The 15122-nt window shown below is 61.8% G+C and carries 16 protein-coding genes; 10 read left to right on the top strand and 6 right to left on the bottom strand.

The window, feature by feature from the left end; all coding sequences use genetic code 11:
* The first annotated feature begins 55 nt into the window (after positions 1-55).
* Positions 56-922: an MBL fold metallo-hydrolase gene (locus tag CPH89_RS18820; protein WP_053254992.1), complete on the top strand. Its 867-nt coding sequence runs from the start codon at positions 56-58 to the stop codon at positions 920-922.
* Between the two features lie 34 nt (positions 923-956).
* Complete coding sequence (locus CPH89_RS18815; RefSeq protein WP_053254991.1) at positions 957-1571, top strand: NAD(P)-dependent oxidoreductase; 615 nt, start codon at positions 957-959, stop codon at positions 1569-1571.
* Positions 1572-1686: 115 nt separating this feature from the next.
* Here the strand turns inward: CPH89_RS18815 and CPH89_RS18810 are convergent, their stop codons facing one another.
* Positions 1687-2565, bottom strand: a complete 879-nt coding sequence (locus CPH89_RS18810; RefSeq protein ID WP_053254990.1) for a LysR substrate-binding domain-containing protein — start codon at positions 2563-2565, stop codon at positions 1687-1689.
* Between the two features lie 110 nt (positions 2566-2675).
* Between CPH89_RS18810 and CPH89_RS18805 the strand changes: the two genes are divergently transcribed.
* The 4 genes from CPH89_RS18805 to CPH89_RS18790 all read left to right on the top strand — a co-directional run bounded on the left by CPH89_RS18805 (position 2676) and on the right by CPH89_RS18790 (position 8214).
* Entirely contained in the window at positions 2676-4301 is a 1626-nt protein-coding gene (locus CPH89_RS18805; protein ID WP_053254989.1) for a 5-guanidino-2-oxopentanoate decarboxylase, read from the top strand.
* Positions 4298-5740: an aldehyde dehydrogenase family protein gene (locus tag CPH89_RS18800; RefSeq protein ID WP_053254988.1), complete on the top strand. Its 1443-nt coding sequence runs from the start codon at positions 4298-4300 to the stop codon at positions 5738-5740. The genes CPH89_RS18805 and CPH89_RS18800 overlap by 4 nt, the downstream gene beginning before the upstream one ends.
* A gap of 213 nt (positions 5741-5953) precedes the next feature.
* A complete protein-coding gene (locus CPH89_RS18795; RefSeq protein ID WP_053254987.1) occupies positions 5954-7141 on the top strand; it encodes a cyanate transporter in 1188 nt (395 codons plus the stop codon).
* 137 nt (positions 7142-7278) lie between these two features.
* Positions 7279-8214 carry a LysR family transcriptional regulator gene (locus tag CPH89_RS18790; protein WP_053254986.1) on the top strand — a complete coding sequence of 312 codons (936 nt, stop codon included), beginning with the start codon at positions 7279-7281 and terminating at the stop codon, positions 8212-8214.
* Positions 8215-8217: 3 nt separating this feature from the next.
* Here the strand turns inward: CPH89_RS18790 and CPH89_RS18785 are convergent, their stop codons facing one another.
* From CPH89_RS18785 to CPH89_RS18775, 3 genes are all read right to left on the bottom strand, one after another.
* Positions 8218-8580 carry a 5-carboxymethyl-2-hydroxymuconate Delta-isomerase gene (locus tag CPH89_RS18785; protein WP_053254985.1) on the bottom strand — a complete coding sequence of 121 codons (363 nt, stop codon included), beginning with the start codon at positions 8578-8580 and terminating at the stop codon, positions 8218-8220.
* Positions 8581-8650: 70 nt separating this feature from the next.
* A complete protein-coding gene (locus CPH89_RS18780) occupies positions 8651-9838 on the bottom strand; it encodes a low temperature requirement protein A (RefSeq protein WP_053254984.1) in 1188 nt (395 codons plus the stop codon).
* 26 nt (positions 9839-9864) lie between these two features.
* The gene (locus tag CPH89_RS18775) at positions 9865-10800 is read right to left on the bottom strand and encodes a LysR substrate-binding domain-containing protein (protein ID WP_053254983.1); all 936 of its coding nucleotides are present in this window, start codon (positions 10798-10800) and stop codon (positions 9865-9867) included.
* Positions 10801-10929: 129 nt separating this feature from the next.
* On the opposite strand from CPH89_RS18775, the gene CPH89_RS18770 reads away from it, so the two are divergent.
* Entirely contained in the window at positions 10930-11109 is a 180-nt protein-coding gene (locus tag CPH89_RS18770) for a hypothetical protein (protein ID WP_053254982.1), read from the top strand.
* 52 nt (positions 11110-11161) lie between these two features.
* Positions 11162-11554: a VOC family protein gene (locus CPH89_RS18765; protein WP_053254981.1), complete on the top strand. Its 393-nt coding sequence runs from the start codon at positions 11162-11164 to the stop codon at positions 11552-11554.
* A gap of 120 nt (positions 11555-11674) precedes the next feature.
* Here the strand turns inward: CPH89_RS18765 and CPH89_RS30410 are convergent, their stop codons facing one another.
* A complete protein-coding gene (locus CPH89_RS30410; protein WP_167422749.1) occupies positions 11675-11821 on the bottom strand; it encodes a hypothetical protein in 147 nt (48 codons plus the stop codon).
* 197 nt (positions 11822-12018) lie between these two features.
* On the opposite strand from CPH89_RS30410, the gene tcuC reads away from it, so the two are divergent.
* Both tcuC and CPH89_RS18755 read left to right on the top strand, forming a co-directional pair.
* Complete coding sequence (gene tcuC, locus CPH89_RS18760; protein ID WP_053254980.1) at positions 12019-13323, top strand: MFS transporter; 1305 nt, start codon at positions 12019-12021, stop codon at positions 13321-13323.
* A complete protein-coding gene (locus CPH89_RS18755) occupies positions 13323-14081 on the top strand; it encodes a substrate-binding domain-containing protein (protein ID WP_053254979.1) in 759 nt (252 codons plus the stop codon). The genes tcuC and CPH89_RS18755 overlap by 1 nt, the downstream gene beginning before the upstream one ends.
* Here the strand turns inward: CPH89_RS18755 and CPH89_RS18750 are convergent.
* The gene (locus tag CPH89_RS18750) at positions 14073-14975 is read right to left on the bottom strand and encodes a LysR family transcriptional regulator (protein WP_053254978.1); all 903 of its coding nucleotides are present in this window, start codon (positions 14973-14975) and stop codon (positions 14073-14075) included. The genes CPH89_RS18755 and CPH89_RS18750 overlap by 9 nt on opposite strands.
* Positions 14976-15122 lie beyond the last annotated feature (147 nt).

Below are 15122 nucleotides of genomic sequence, written 5' to 3'. Positions count from 1 at the left end.
TGACGTTTAGTGCAACTATGCTGTGTGCACTACCTAACGCTTGCTGGAGCTGCACATGATCTCGACGCTCAAACGATTGACCACCGCGATGGCCGCTCTGGCATTCGCCGCCCACGCCGCTGCCGCCGACCTGAAGCTGGACGCGTACAACCCCGGAACCTCGGCAATGATGCCGGTCAGCTCGGTGCTGGTCAGTGGCGAACACGACGTCATCTTGGTGAACGCGCAATTCGGCAAAACCCAAGCCGAGCAGCTTGTGACAAAGATCCGCGCCAGCGGCAAACACCTGACCACCATCTACGTCAGCGATGGCGACCCGGATTTCTACTTCGGCCTCGACACCCTGACCGCCGCATTCCCCGATGCCAAAGTGCTGGCCTCGCAGCCGGTGGTGGACCACATCAAGGCCACCGCTGAACACAAACTCGCGTTCTGGGGGCCGAAACTGGGCGCCGACAAGCCAACCAAAGCGATCATCCCGCAAGTGTTGCAGGGCCATACGCTGACCCTCGAAGGCAAGACGCTTGAAGTGATCGGCCTGGACGGCCCGCAACCGGACCGCACGTTTGTGTGGATTCCGTCGATCAAGGCGGTCGTCGGGGGCGTTGTAGTGTTTGAGAACACACACGTGTGGATGGCCGACACGCAAACGGCGAAGTCGCACACTGACTGGTTGGCGACCTTGCAACGCATCGAAGACCTGAAACCCACCACAGTGATTCCGGGCCACTACCTGGGCACACCGACGGTGCAGTCGGTAGCGTTTACGGCGGGCTACATCAAGGCGTTCGATGAAGAAACCGCCAAGGCCAAGGACTCGACCGCGCTGATTGCCGCCATGAAAAAGCGTTACCCGAACCTTGAGGACGAGAGCAGCCTGGAACTGGGTGCCAAAGTCGCCAAGGGCGAAATGAAGTGGTGAATGGTTTTAACCCTTTAACGAACTGGAGAACCTCATGAGCAAGATTGCAATCATTGGTGCCACCGGCCGTGCCGGCAGCCAACTGCTGGAAGAAGCGTTGCGCCGTGGGCACACCGTCACCGCCCTCGCCCGTAATACCGACAAACTGGCCGCCCGTCCGGGTGTCACCGTTAAACAAGTCGATGCCCTGGATGCCCAAGCCTTGCAACAGGCCATCAGCGGCAACGACGTGGTGATCAGTGCAGCGCACTTCGCCACCCTGCCGGCCAGTGCCGTGATCGGCCCGGTGAAGCAAGCCGGTGTTAAACGCCTGCTGGTGGTGGGCGGTGCCGGTTCGCTGCTGTTGCCAGGCGGCAGCCGTGTGATCGACAGCCCGGGCTTCCCGACAGAGTACAAGGCCGAAGCCAGCGCAGGGGCTGAGTTTCTTGCGGCGCTGCGCGAGGAAAAGGCACTGGACTGGAGCTTCCTGTCGCCGTCGGCAGAGTTCGTAGAAACCGAGCGCACCGGGAAATTCCGCCTCGGTCAGGATGATTTGCTGGTGAGTAGCGACGGCCGTAGCTGGATCAGCTTTGCCGACTACGCCATCGCGCTGATCGACGAAGTGGAAACACCGAAGCACTCGCGCCAGCGTTTCACGGTCGGCTACTGACCGAGCGCGGTCAACACGATGGGAGCGGGCTTGCTCGCGAAGGCGTTGGTTCAGTTAGAGCATCGTTGACTGACACATCGCTTTCGCGAGCAAGCCCGCTCTCACCTTTGGATCTTCAGTGCCAAGACTGTTGTGCCTGGCTCACCAACCAATCCATCAGTGCCTCCAACCCAGCCGACGGTTCAGTCCCCGGCGGATACACCAGGTAATAGCCCATCCCCGTCGGCACGCGCAGTTCAAACGGCGTCGCCAAGCGCCCGGCCTTCACATCCTCGCCAATCAACGCACTGTCGCCAATCGCCACCCCGGACCCTTGGGAGGCCACGGTCATTGCCAAATCCAATGTCTCAAAATGATGCCCCTGGGCCAGGTTGCTCAAGCGCGTATTGGCCGCCTTCAACCATAACGCCCAGTCCCGCTCATCCCGTGTAGGGTGCAGCAGCACCTGTTGTTGCAGGTCCGCTGGCACGCGCAGGCCGGCCAGTAATACGGGGGCGCACACCGGCGTGAGTTGCTCATCAAACAAGTGCCGCGCCTCGCTCGACTGCTCGGCGATGGGCGCATAGATCACGGCCGCGTCGAATTGCTCGCGGCGAAAGTCCACGGTGTAAGCCACGGTGGTGGTGAGTTCCACCGGCACTTCCGGGCGTTCCTTTTGCCACTGCATCAAGCGCGGCAGCAGCCAGCGCATCACGCAGGTCGAGGCCTTGAGTTGCAGGGTGTCGCGGCGACGGCCGATTTGCTCCACGGCATCGCCGATCAGGCCGAACACCTGCTGCGCGCGCAACGACCACTCGCGGCCTTCTTCGGTGAGGCTCAAGCCCCGCGCCTGGCGCTGGAACAACGCGTAGCCCAAATGGCGTTCCAACCCGGCGACCTGCCGGCTCACCGCACCTTGGGTGATGTGCAGGTGCTCAGCGGCGCGGGTGAAGTTGCAGCACTGGGCCGTGACCCAGAAGGTGTGCAACGCGGGCAGCGGCGGAAGGCGTTTCATCGGGTTCAGCCATGACGTAGGGACATGGCTAGTATGACTTTTTATCGATTGTTGCCGCTACCGGCCAACCGGTCCAATACCGCCTCGAATCCATCACAAGAGCGACACGTATGGCCACCTGCGGCGAAGTATTGGTCAACCTCCTGGAACGCTACGGCGTGGACCAGGTGTTCGGCATCCCCGGCGTGCACACCGTGGAGCTGTATCGCGGCCTGGCGCGCTCACGCATCCGTCACGTCACCCCGCGCCACGAGCAGGGCGCGGGGTTTATGGCCGACGGGTACGCGCGCACCAGCGGCAAGCCAGGGGTGTGTTTCATCATCACCGGGCCGGGCATGACCAACATCACCACCGCCATGGGCCAGGCCTACGCCGACTCGATCCCCATGCTGGTGATTTCCAGCGTGCAGTCGCGCAACCAATTGGGCGGCGGACGCGGCAAGTTGCACGAGCTGCCGAACCAGGGCGCGATGATCGCCGGCGTCGCCGCGTTTTCCCATACGTTGATGTCGGCAGCAGAGTTGCCTGGCGTGCTGGCCCGCGCGTTTGCGCTGTTCCAGGCCGGTCGACCGCGCCCGGTGCATATCGAGATTCCACTGGATGTGCTGGTCGAAAACGCCGATGCACTGCTCGCCAGTGCACCGGTCAGTGTCGCGCGCGCCGGTGCGGCGCCGTCGGCGGTCAAGCAGATGAGCCAGTTGCTTGCGGCCGCCAAACGCCCGTTGATCCTCGCCGGTGGCGGCGCCATCGATGCCGCCGCACCCCTGATGCGCCTGGCCGAAACCCTCGGCGCACCGGTAGCCCTGACCATCAATGCCAAGGGCATGCTGCCGTCCACACACCCCTTGCTGCTCGGCTCGACCCAAACGCTGGTCGCCACACGCGCCCTGGTCGCCGAAGCCGATGTGGTGCTGGCCATCGGCACGGAGCTGGCGGAAACCGACTATGACGTGACCTTCGCCGGCGGCTTCGAGCTTCCAGGTTTACTGCTGCGGGTCGACATCGACCCCGACCAGACCGTGCGCAATTACCCGCCTCACGTCGCGCTGGTAGCCGATGCGCAACTAGCCGCCGAAGCCTTGCTGGCGGAACTGAGCACCACGCCACTGCCGGCTCGCCACAGCGATTGGGGCACTCAGCGCGTCGCTCGTTTGTGGGCCGAATTGACGCCCACCTGGGACGCCGCCACGCGCGCGCAAACCCTGTTCCTCGACACCGTCCTGCAGGCACTGCCCGACGCCGTGCTGGTGGGCGATTCCACCCAGCCGGTGTACAGCGGCAACCTGACCCTGAACCTCGACCACCCACGCCGCTGGTTCAACTCGTCCACCGGCTACGGCACCTTGGGGTACGCCCTGCCCGCCGCCATCGGCGCCTGGCTGGGGCGCGGCGACGGGCAGCCGGTGGTGTGCCTGATCGGCGACGGCGGCCTGCAATTCACCCTGCCGGAACTGGCCAGCGCCGTGGAAGCGCGCGTGCCGGTGATCGTGTTGCTGTGGAATAACCAGGGTTACGAGGAGATCAAGAAATACATGCTCAACCGCTCCATTGAGCCGGTCGGCGTGGACATCTACACCCCGGACTTCATCGGCGTGGCCACGGCCTTGGGCTGCGTGGCCGAAAGCATCCAGGGCATCGAGCAACTGCGCACGGCCTTGCGCGCCGCCGCCGATCGCCAGGGGCCGACGCTGATTGAAATCGACCAGGCGCTCTGGATGAAGGCGGTAGCGGTATGAGCCCAGTAGTGAACGGGGTGTTTATCGGCGGTGAATGGCGTGCGGGCCATGATGTACTGGAGGTGATCAACCCGGCCACCGAGGCGACGCTGGCCCGCGTCAGCGTCGGTGATGCAAGCGCCGTGAGCCAAGCGGTCGGCGCGGCCAGTGCGGCGTTCATCGACTGGTCGAAAAGCACCGGCCGTGAGCGTGGCGCGCTGCTGCGTGAGGTCGCCCGGGGCGTGAGCGCGCAACGCGAACATTTGATGCGGTTGCAATCGAGCAACAACGGCAAGCCTCTGTTTGAAGCGGGCATGGATGTGGATGACGTGGTCGCCACCTTCGACTACTACGCCGGCATCGCCGAACAGTTGGACGCCGGGCAAGACCGTCCGGTGGCACTGCCCGCCGATGATTTCAGCGCGCGCCTGCGCCGAGAACCGTGCGGCGTGGTGGGGCTGATCGTGCCGTGGAATTTCCCGATGGTCACCACCGCCTGGAAACTCGCCCCGGCGCTGGCTGCCGGCTGCTGCGTGGTGCTCAAGCCGTCGGAAGTCACGCCGCTGGCGGAGCTGCATCTGGCGCGGATTATCGCTGAGGCCGGGTTCCCGGCCGGGGTGTTCAATCTGGTCTGCGGCACCGGCTTGGCCGTCGGTGCACCGCTGGCAGCGGACCCTCGCGTCGCGAAGATTTCCTTCACCGGCAGTAACGCCGTGGGCGTGCAGGTGATGCAACGCGCCGCTGAAACCACCAAGGGCGTCAGCCTGGAATTGGGAGGCAAATCTTCATTGCTGGTATTGGCCGATGCCGACCTCGACCTGGCCGTGGAACTGGCCTGTGGCGGCGGCTTTTTCAACGCCGGGCAGATGTGTTCCGCCACCAGCCGCGTGCTGGTAGCGGACAGCCTCGCGGATCAATTCCTGCAGCGGTTGCAGACGCGGGCTGAAGGTATTCGTGTGGCGGAGCCGTTTGCCGACGAGGTGGAAATGGGCGCGTTGATTAACCGTGCGCAGTATCAGCGGGTGCTGGGGCACATCCAACGCGGCATTCACGATGGCGCGCGGTTGTTGTGTGGCGGTGATCGCCCGGCGCATCTGGCGAAGGGCTATTTCATTCGCCCGACGGTATTCACCGATGTGCCATTGGACAGTGCCTTGTGGAACGAAGAGATCTTCGGCCCGGTGCTGTGTGTACGCCGTTTTGCCTCGGTGGACGAGGCCATCGCGTTGGCCAACGACAGCGATTTCGGCCTGGTGGCCAGTGTGGTGAGCAACCATGCCGAAACCGCCGACCGCGTGGCCAACGCCTTGCAGGCCGGGCTGGTATGGATCAACGCGCCGCAGGTAATCTTCCCGCAGACGGCATGGGGCGGTTACAAGCAGAGCAGCATCGGCCGCGAGTTGGGGCCGTGGGGGCTGGCGGCGTTTCAGGAGATCAAGCATGTGATTCGCGCCCACTAACGACGAACGTCCTCTGTGGGAGCGGGCTTGCTCGCGAAAGCGGTGTGTCAGTCACAGATTCATTGCCTGATCCACCGCATTCGCGGGCAAGCCCACATTTTGATTCGCGGTGCATCAGTCACCTGCAATTTTTAGATAGCCCCAACGACTTTCTGATTTGCCCCCTTCCCCCCTGCGTGGCCTGATTCGCCCTTGTCTATTCAAGGCCCGCCCATGGAAAACGTTCACGCAAAACCCGCTACCGCCGTCTGGCTGATGATCAGCGTTGTACTGGTCGCCCTTAACCTGCGCCCGTCGATGGCTGCCATTGGCCCACTGTTGTCGTCGATTCGCACTGATGTGCCGTTAACGTTCAGCAACGCGGCGTTGTTGACCATGCTGCCGGTCATGGCCATGGGCCTGGCGATGTTCTTTGGCATGGGCCTGGCCAAGCGTTTTGGCGAACACCGCAGCATGATGATATCGCTGGCAGTCATTGGTCTTGCCACGCTCTCACGGCTGTTTCTGGATTCGGCGCTGGCGCTGATCGTCAGCGCAATGGCGGCCGGCGTGGGCATTGCGATGATCCAGGCGGTGATGCCGGCGCTGATCAAGTCGCGGTTCAGCCATAACGTTTCGCTGTTCATGGGCCTGTACGTCACCGCCATCATGGGCGGCGCGGCGCTGGCGGCGTCGTTCTCGCCATTCGTGCAAGCGCAGACCGGCAGCTGGCGCATCGGCCTGGCGATCTGGGCGGCACTGGCGGTATTGGCGTTGGTGTTCTGGTACGCGCAGCGCTCGGCCATGCCAGCGCTGCCCCAAGGCGGTTCCGGCCCACAGGAGTCGTTTCTCGGCAACCGCCGCGCCTGGTTGCTGGCGGTCTTCTTCGGCCTCGGTACTGCGTCCTACACCTGCGTACTGGCGTGGCTGGCGCCGTACTACGTGGAGCAAGGCTGGAGCGAACAGAACGCCGGTTTGCTGCTGGGGTTCTTGACCGCGATGGAAGTGGTGTCCGGTCTGCTCACTCCGGCCATCGCCAACCGCCGCCAGGACAAACGCGGGGTGGTGGCGGTGCTGCTGGTGCTGATCATCACAGGGTTCTGCGGCCTGATCCTGAGCCCGCAACACCTCAGCCTGTTGTGGCCATGCCTGCTGGGGCTGGGCATTGGCGGCCTGTTTCCGATGAGCCTGATCCTGTCCCTCGACCACCTCGATAACCCTCGACGCGCCGGCGGCCTGACCGCCTTTGTGCAAGGCATCGGTTACCTGATTGCCGGCCTGTCACCGCTTATCGCCGGGATGATCCGCGACCAGTTGGGCAGCTTTCAATGGGCCTGGTGGTCACTGACCGCCGTGATCGTGGTGATGCTGTTGATCGTCACGCAGTTCAACCCAAAGCATTACGCGCAACATATCCGCTGACGTCGTGTTGCGAACATTTTTTGTCCCAAGCCAAACATAGAAACGACCTACAGCACTTTCTATTGGTACGACCGTTCCGTTAAGCTTTTGCCTTTGTCGCGCGCTGCCTCAGTGCCAAGGCTTACCGGACGGAATGGATGCTAAACAGTAATTTGCTCAGAAAGCTCGATATGCAGGACTTGATGGTGTTTATCGCCGTCTACGACCAGAGCAGCGTTACCGAGGTGTCTGAAACGTTGTTCGTCAGCCAGTCCACCGTGAGCTACAGCCTGAAGAAACTGCGCACCAGTTTTGAAGATGAGCTGTTTATCAACACCCGGGCGGGCATGCGCCCTACGTACAAAGCCACCACCATGTACGGGCATGTGCAGAAGATCCTGGAAAGCATCAACCTGTGCCATGCCGGTGGCCAAGCCTTCAACCCGACGCAGCAGGCCGTGACCTTCAATGTGTGCGCCCCTGAGTACTTCGAACAGTTGATCCTGCCGCGCCTGTTGAAGAACTTCGACCGCGCCGACCTGCCGGTGATCGTCAACGTGCAAAAGCTGGAAACCGAGATCCCCGCCGATGACCTGCGCGAAGGCCGCCTCGACCTGGTGCTGTGCTTCGGCCCGCACTTTCACCGCGCCCATAAAGACTTCAAGACCCAGATGCTGCTGGAAGACGACCTGGTGTGCGTGTTCGATAAACGCTCGGCACCGCGCGAGCCGACGTTCAGCCTGCAAGCGTTTGTCGAGCGGCGCCACGTGTTCCCCACACCGTGGACATCCGACACCAACATGATTGACGGCTGGCTTACACGCCAGGCCCACAAGCGCCAGGTCATCGCCCGGGCCAACAGCTACAGCGCGGCCTTGAAGATGATCACCGGCACTGACTTCATCGTTACCCTGCCGCGCCGCATACAAAAACTGCTGGCCCCGGCCACGCTGTTCGGGCATTGCGAAGCGCCCAACGGTTTACCGGGGTTCACACTGGACATGCAGTGGAACGAAACCAGTGAGCAGGACAGCGCCAACACATGGTTTCGCGAACAGGTGGTGAAGGTGTGTGCGGACCAGGGCTTGCTGTAACCCTTAGCCGATCGCGACCTTGCTATAGGAATCGCGATCGATGTCCAGCACTTCAACACTGAGTTGAAGCTGCACATTCGCCGGCCATTCACCCAGGTCCTGCAAGGCCGCCAACAGGCTTTGCGACAACTGCTGCTTGACCTGCGGTGACCGCCCGCTGAGCATCGACAGCGTCACCGCGATAAAACCGCGCGGGTTGATTGACGTGCCAACCTGGAAACTCTCGACCTTCACCGCGCGGCTTTTGATATCGAACTCGGAACCGAACTGCCCGGATGCCATCAGTACGTTGTTGAGCCTCAACAGCGTCTTCTCGACGGCCAAGCCTGTGAGGTTGGCGGTGTATTCCAGGTGCAGATGCGGCATGAAAAGCTCCGAATTGTTGTAGGAAAAGAGTCATACGTATAGCACGCAGCCGAGCGCAATCGGAGCGCTTTCACTGTAAAACTTCGCCCAGGCTGCGCAGCGAACGGTTTTCCCAAACCGCTACGATCACCAATACCGCGGTGGTCAGCGCCCCCAGCGCCAACGCTGAAAACACCTGCGATAACCCCAGCAGCAATAGCACCAGCAACATCAGCAACCCGCCCAGGTGAGAAAACGGCGGCAACGGCCGGTCACTCATCACCCACTTGAACAGCGCGCTGCCCAACAGAAACACGCCGGGGCCGGCGATTATCGCCATGACACCCGCCTGGCTGGCATGCCCCGGATGCACCAGCACCAATTCGTCGGCCACGGCACTGACAATGATCCCGGCAACGATCAATAGGTGCAGGTAGGTGTAGGCAATGCGTGCCTGGCGACCCGGGTCGGCGGAGCTGGCGATACGGTGATGGGCGCGCTCGGCACCGCTGTCGAAATAGATCCACCACAGGGCAATGCTGCCCACCACCGCCACCAGAAATGCGCCCAGGCCTTCCAGGCTACAGGGCAATTGCGCGAAGGTGGCGCCGGTCACCAGCAATGATTCGCCGAGGGCGATAATCACAAACAGGCCGCACCGTTCGGCCATGTGATTGCCTTCCACATTCCAGTCCGCCAGCGTCGAACGCCCGAGCCCCGGCACCCAGAAATACACGGACGGCGAGACCAGCTCAATCAGCAGCGCCAACGCCCAGAACGCCAGGCGCTGCTCGCCTTCGAACAGCGCGCCGGTGATCCAGAACACCCCGGAACAGAGCATCCACGCCAGGATCCGCTGGAAGTTGCGGGTCATGTTCAGTGACTCGCCGCGCACGGCCCACAACGCAAACAGCGTGCGGCCGACTTGCATAAAGACGTAGGCACCGGCGAACAGCACACCTCGGTCGGTAAATGCCTTGGGAATCGACGAGGACAACAGCAGGCCGGCCACCATCAAGCCGAACAGGCCGATGCGAATCGGGATTTTCTCCGGGTCGAGCCAGTTGGTGACCCATGAGGTGAAGATCCACACCCACCAGACCGCGACCATCATCAACGCCACTTGCACCGCACCGCCGAGGGTCAGATGCGCCAGCAGCGAATGGGACAGTTGGGTCACGGCAAACACGAACACCAGGTCGAAAAACAGCTCGACCATACCCACCTTGCCGCTGTCATGGCTGCCACGTCCGCGCAGCAAGGAACGGGATAGGGTCATCGTTGGCTCTCCCTGAAGGGCTTATCTCAAGATTTTGGCGCCAGCACCGGCAGCCTGTCGCGCTCGCTCATAAATGCCTCCAGCCTTGAACGCATCCAGCGTTCCGCCGGGTCGGTGTCGACATGGCTGAGCCAAACCATGGACAAGTCCAGGGTCGGCGTTTCGAACGGAAAGGGCTCGCAGAACAGATTGCCGCCGGCCGCCATGGCCTGGGCGGTGTAGTCCGGCAGGCTGGCGATCATGTCGGTGCCGGCGAGCAACGCCGGCAGCGCGCTGTACTGCGGCACGGACAACACCACATGCCGCTTGCGACCAATCTCGGCCAGCCACTCATCGGCAAACCCGGACACGTTGGCGGTATGGGACACCAGCACATGCGGGCGGGCGCAATATTCGTCGAGGGTCAGCGGTTTGTCCGAGGCGTCGGCGCGTAACAGGCAGGGACGAATATGCCGCAGCAGTTTTCGTTTGGCATTTGCCGGCAGGCCGCGTGTCTGGGTGATGCCGACAGTGATATCGCCTGAAGCCAGCAGGTCGGGGATCCGCCAGTAATCCACATGCTGGACCACAAACACCACCAGCGGCGCTTCCTGGCGCAGGGCCCGCAGCAAGGGCGGCAGCAGGCCGAACTCAACGTCATCGGACAGGCCGATGCGGAAGGTCATGGTGCTCTGGGTTGGGTCAAAGTCGTGGGTCAGGCTCAAGGCCGATGACAGGGAATCGAGGGCCGGTGACAGGTGCTGGATGATCTCTTCGGCACGGGCAGTGGGCTCCATGCGGTGACCAACGCGAATAAACAGCGGGTCATTGAATAGGGTACGCAAACGGTTGAGGGCCGAACTGATAGTGGGCTGGCCGAGAAACAGCTTCTCCGCCACACGCGTCACATTGCGCTCGAGCATCAGTGCTTCGAAGACCACCATCAGATTGATGTCGGCCTTGCGTAATTCGTTGCGATTCATCGGCGCCTGCCCCTTTCCCCAAGACAAGCCGCAGTTTAGAAAGGCCAGGGGGCTGCGTCTATGTGCACACTGTTCATTGGGCGGCTTTGGCGCTATAAATCAGCGTTTGAAGGTCACAGGAACACGCGCGTGCTGGTGATTCTCGCCTTGGCCATTGGCGTGGCCGGGTACTGCCTCTGGGCTGTCAGGTTGCTCGCACACCCCACGGCGAGGACGTTGCTGCGCGTGTTTATCGGCCTGTGCCTGGCCGCAGTGGTGGCCTATTGGGTACTGGCGCTGGGCTTTCCGGTTTCTTTGTTGGTTTCATAAGCCGATGCCGGCCTTTTAATACGCCGGCTCACTGAGCAAGGACTGCTGAATCATGAAATTCGCCTACACCATCATCTACGTGCCGGACGTGGCTGCCTCACTGGCATTCTTCGAAAAGGCTTTCGGTTTCAGTCGCCGTTTCCTGCATGAATCGGGCACCTATGGCGAATTGGAAACCGGCGACACCACCCTCTCGTTTGCCGCCCATGCACTGGGCGAACTGAATTTCGACGGCGGGCACATAGAGGCGCATGCCTCCAGGAAGCCACTGGGCATGGAGGTGGGGTTCGTCACCGAAGATGTGTTCATCGCACACGCCAAGGCGCTGGCACACGGCGCGAAAGAGCTGTCGCCACCGAGCACCAAGCCTTGGGGGCAAGTGGTCTCCTATGTGCGCTGCCCGGACGGAACGCTGGTGGAGTTGTGCACCCCCATCGTGGGCTGAACACACATCCAATCTGGAAGGGTTGGCGAAGGCGGCGTGCCAGTCATCGGTTGTATTGACTGACCCACCGCCTTTGCAAGCAAGCCCGCGCCCACCCTTGCACTGAGTACCAGGTGCTTGTCAGGGTTTCAGCGGGCGCTCCTGATCCCGCTCGGAAAGCTCGTGCCCGTCATCTGGATGCTTCCAGGTCTGCGGTTTCTCTTGCTCATGCTGACGCGCGGGTTGCTCACGCTCCGACTCATCCTGGCGCTTCTGTTCGTTAGCCATTGCCACCTCCCATCCGTAAGAATTGGTCACGCCTTAAGCATAGAACAGGGTGTGGATTTTTTACGCGACTGGGGATTGATAGCCTTGACGCATCAATGCATCCAAATTACTCACTTATCATTTCTAAATGTGTCAGCCACTATCCGCGGTCTTAAGCGAAACAAGCACTTTAAAAAGAACGCTGGAGACACAAAACCATGACTAGCCCTTCCCGGCCCGACTCTGCCCGCTCGAAAGTTGGTGCGGTATTCCGCGTTACTTCGGGCAACTTCCTCGAACAGTTTGACTTCTTTCTGTTCGGTTTCTACGCCACCTATATCGCTGCCGCGTTCTTCCCCGCCGCCAATGAGTTTGCGTCATTAATGATGACCTTCGCCGTCTTCGGTGCAGGCTTCCTGATGCGTCCACTGGGCGCGATCATTTTGGGTGCCTACATCGACGACGTGGGTCGCCGCAAAGGCTTGATCGTGACGCTGTCGATCATGGCCAGCGGGACCTTGCTGATCGTGCTGGTGCCGAGTTATCAAACCATCGGTCTGTGGGCACCCTTGCTGGTGTTGGTGGGCCGCTTGCTGCAAGGCTTCTCTGCGGGTGCAGAGCTGGGGGGTGTATCGGTTTACCTCTCCGAAATGGCCACGCCGGGCCGCAAAGGCTTCTACACCAGCTGGCAATCAGGCAGCCAACAGATCTCCATCGTGGTCGCCGCCGCATTGGGCTATGGCCTGAACGTCTGGATGCAACCGGCCGTGGTGGCCGATTGGGGCTGGCGCATTCCGTTCGCCATCGGCTGCGTGATCATCCCGTTCATCTTCGTGCTGCGTCGTAACCTGCAGGAAACCGAAGAGTTCGCCAACCGCAAACATCGCCCGACCATGCGCGAAGTGATGGCCACTCTGGTGAAAAACTGGACCATGGTCATCGGCGGCATGCTGATGGTGGCCATGACCACCACCGCGTTCTACCTGATCACCGTGTATGCGCCGACCTTCGGCAAAACCGTGCTGCAACTGAGCACCTCCGATGCACTGCTGGTGACGTTGCTGGTCGCGGTGTCGAACTTTGTCTGGCTGCCGATCGGCGGCACCCTGAGCGACCGCTTCGGTCGCAAGCCGGTGCTGTTGGCAATGACCGCCCTGACCGTTATCACCGCGTACCCGGCGCTGTCGTTCGTGGTCAACGCGCCAAGCTTCGCGCATATGCTGGAAACCCTGCTGTGGTTCTCGTTCCTGTACGGCATGTACAACGGCGCGATGATTCCGGCCCTGACCGAAATCATGCCGGTGGAAGTGCGCGTGGCGGGCTTCTCCCTGGCCTATAGCCTGGCGACGGCGATCTTTGGTGGTTTCACCCCGGCGATCTCCACCTGGTTCATTCACATCACCGGAGACAAGGCTTCGCCGGCCTACTGGATGATGTTTGCCGCACTGTGCGCCTTGTGCTCGACCCTCGCGTTGTACCGTCGCGCCAACCCCCGTGGGCAACTGATGCAGGGGGCTGTGTAATGAAGCCATTATTCAAAACCCTGACCGCCCTGGCCCTCAGCGCCCTGGCGCTGACGGCACACGCCGAACAACTCAAAGTGATGACCTCCGGTGGCTTCACCGCCGCGTATAAATTGCTCGGCCCGCAATACGCCCAGCAAAGCGGTGACACCCTGGACACCATCCTCGGCCCCTCAATGGGCAAGGCGCCGGAAGCGATTCCCAACCGCCTGGCCCGTGGCGAACATGCCGACGTGGTGATCATGGTCGGGTATGCCCTGGATGACTTGATCAAACAGGGCAAGGTCGACCCCGCGTCCCGCGTCGAACTGGCGGACTCGCGGATTGGCCTGGTGGTGAAGGAAGGCGCAGCCAAGCCTGCAATCGGCACCGATGCCGAGTTGAAAGCGGTGCTGAGCAAGGCCAAGTCCGTGGCGTACTCGGACAGCGCCAGCGGTGTGTATGTCGAGAAGGAGCTGTTCAAAAAGCTCGGCATGCCGGCCAAAGGCACGATGATCGAACGCCTCCCGGTGGCCGAACAGGTGGCCAAGGGTGATTACGAAGTGGGCTTGCAGCAGGTGGCGGAATTGTTGCCGGTGCCGGGCGTGACCTTCGTCGGCAAGATCCCGGAAAACGTGCAGTCGGTGACGCGCTTTGCCGCCGGCATTCCGGTCAACGCCGAGCACCCGGCCCAGGCCAAGGCATTGCTGCGCTACCTGGCCTCGCCCGAGGCACAACCGGTGGTGCAATCCACCGGCCTGGACTCGGTATCACACTGACCGGAACGGCATCTCCCGCACCAACCGTTCCAACTCCAGCGCCGCTGGCGGCAAGGTCCGCCCGCGGCGTTTTATCAAGCCCACATGGCGCATCACCTGCGGCTCGACCAGCGGCACACTCACCAGGATGGGGTGGGTGCCCGACGGCATCGCAATCGACGGCACCATTGCCACGCCCAACCCCGCCTCCACCAGCCCGATCATCGTGGTCACGTGGTGGGTCTCGCAAATACTTGGCTTTTTCACGCGCACACCCCGCAAGGCCTGGTCCAGCAGAAAGCGGTTGCCCGAGGTTTTGTCCACGGTGATGTAGTCGTGCTCGTAAGCCTCGGTCCAGGTCACGCTCGTGCGCTCGGCCAACGGATGATCACGGCGACAGGCCAGCACATAGCGCTCCTGAAACAGCAGCTCGAACTCGACCTCGTCGGCCAGGCTGCCACTGAAACTCACGCCGAAATCTGCCTCGCCACTTTCCACCGCGTGGCACACCTCACCGGCACTGGCGTCCAGCACCCGCAGGCGAATCTTCGGGTACAGCTTGTGGTATTCGGAGATTACGTGGGGCATGAAGTAGTAAGCGGTGGACGGCACACAGGCGATGGTGACGTTACCCATGCGCGTAGACGCGACGTTACTGATGCCCATCAAGGCGATATCAAGGTCGTCGAGTATGCGCTCCACCTGGGGCAGGAACGCTCGCCCGACCATGGTCAGGCTGACCCGCCGCGTGGTGCGTTCGAACAACTTTACATCGAGGGCGGACTCCAGCTTTTCGATACGCCGGCTGAGGGCCGGTTGTGAGATACGGATGGCCTCGGCGGCCCCCCGAAAACTGCCCTTGTCCACCACGGCGCGGAAAGCTTGGAGGTCGTTGAGGTCGAAGTTGATGTTCACGGGAAGGCCAGTGTGGTCGATTTGAGGGGCATTATCGTATGCGCGGTGATGGGGCGCCATGCGTGACGGGGCCGGGGTGGATTAATAACCCTGCTAAAAATATGAAGTCATACATATCAGTGGGTTATTCGCGCGCTGGCGCCACGC

The sequence above is a fragment of the Pseudomonas fluorescens genome (assembly GCF_900215245.1).
Classification (GTDB): Bacteria; Pseudomonadota; Gammaproteobacteria; order Pseudomonadales; family Pseudomonadaceae; genus Aquipseudomonas; species Aquipseudomonas fluorescens.
Note: the sequence above shows the minus strand (reverse complement) of the source record. Positions and strands in the feature narration are given on the sequence as shown.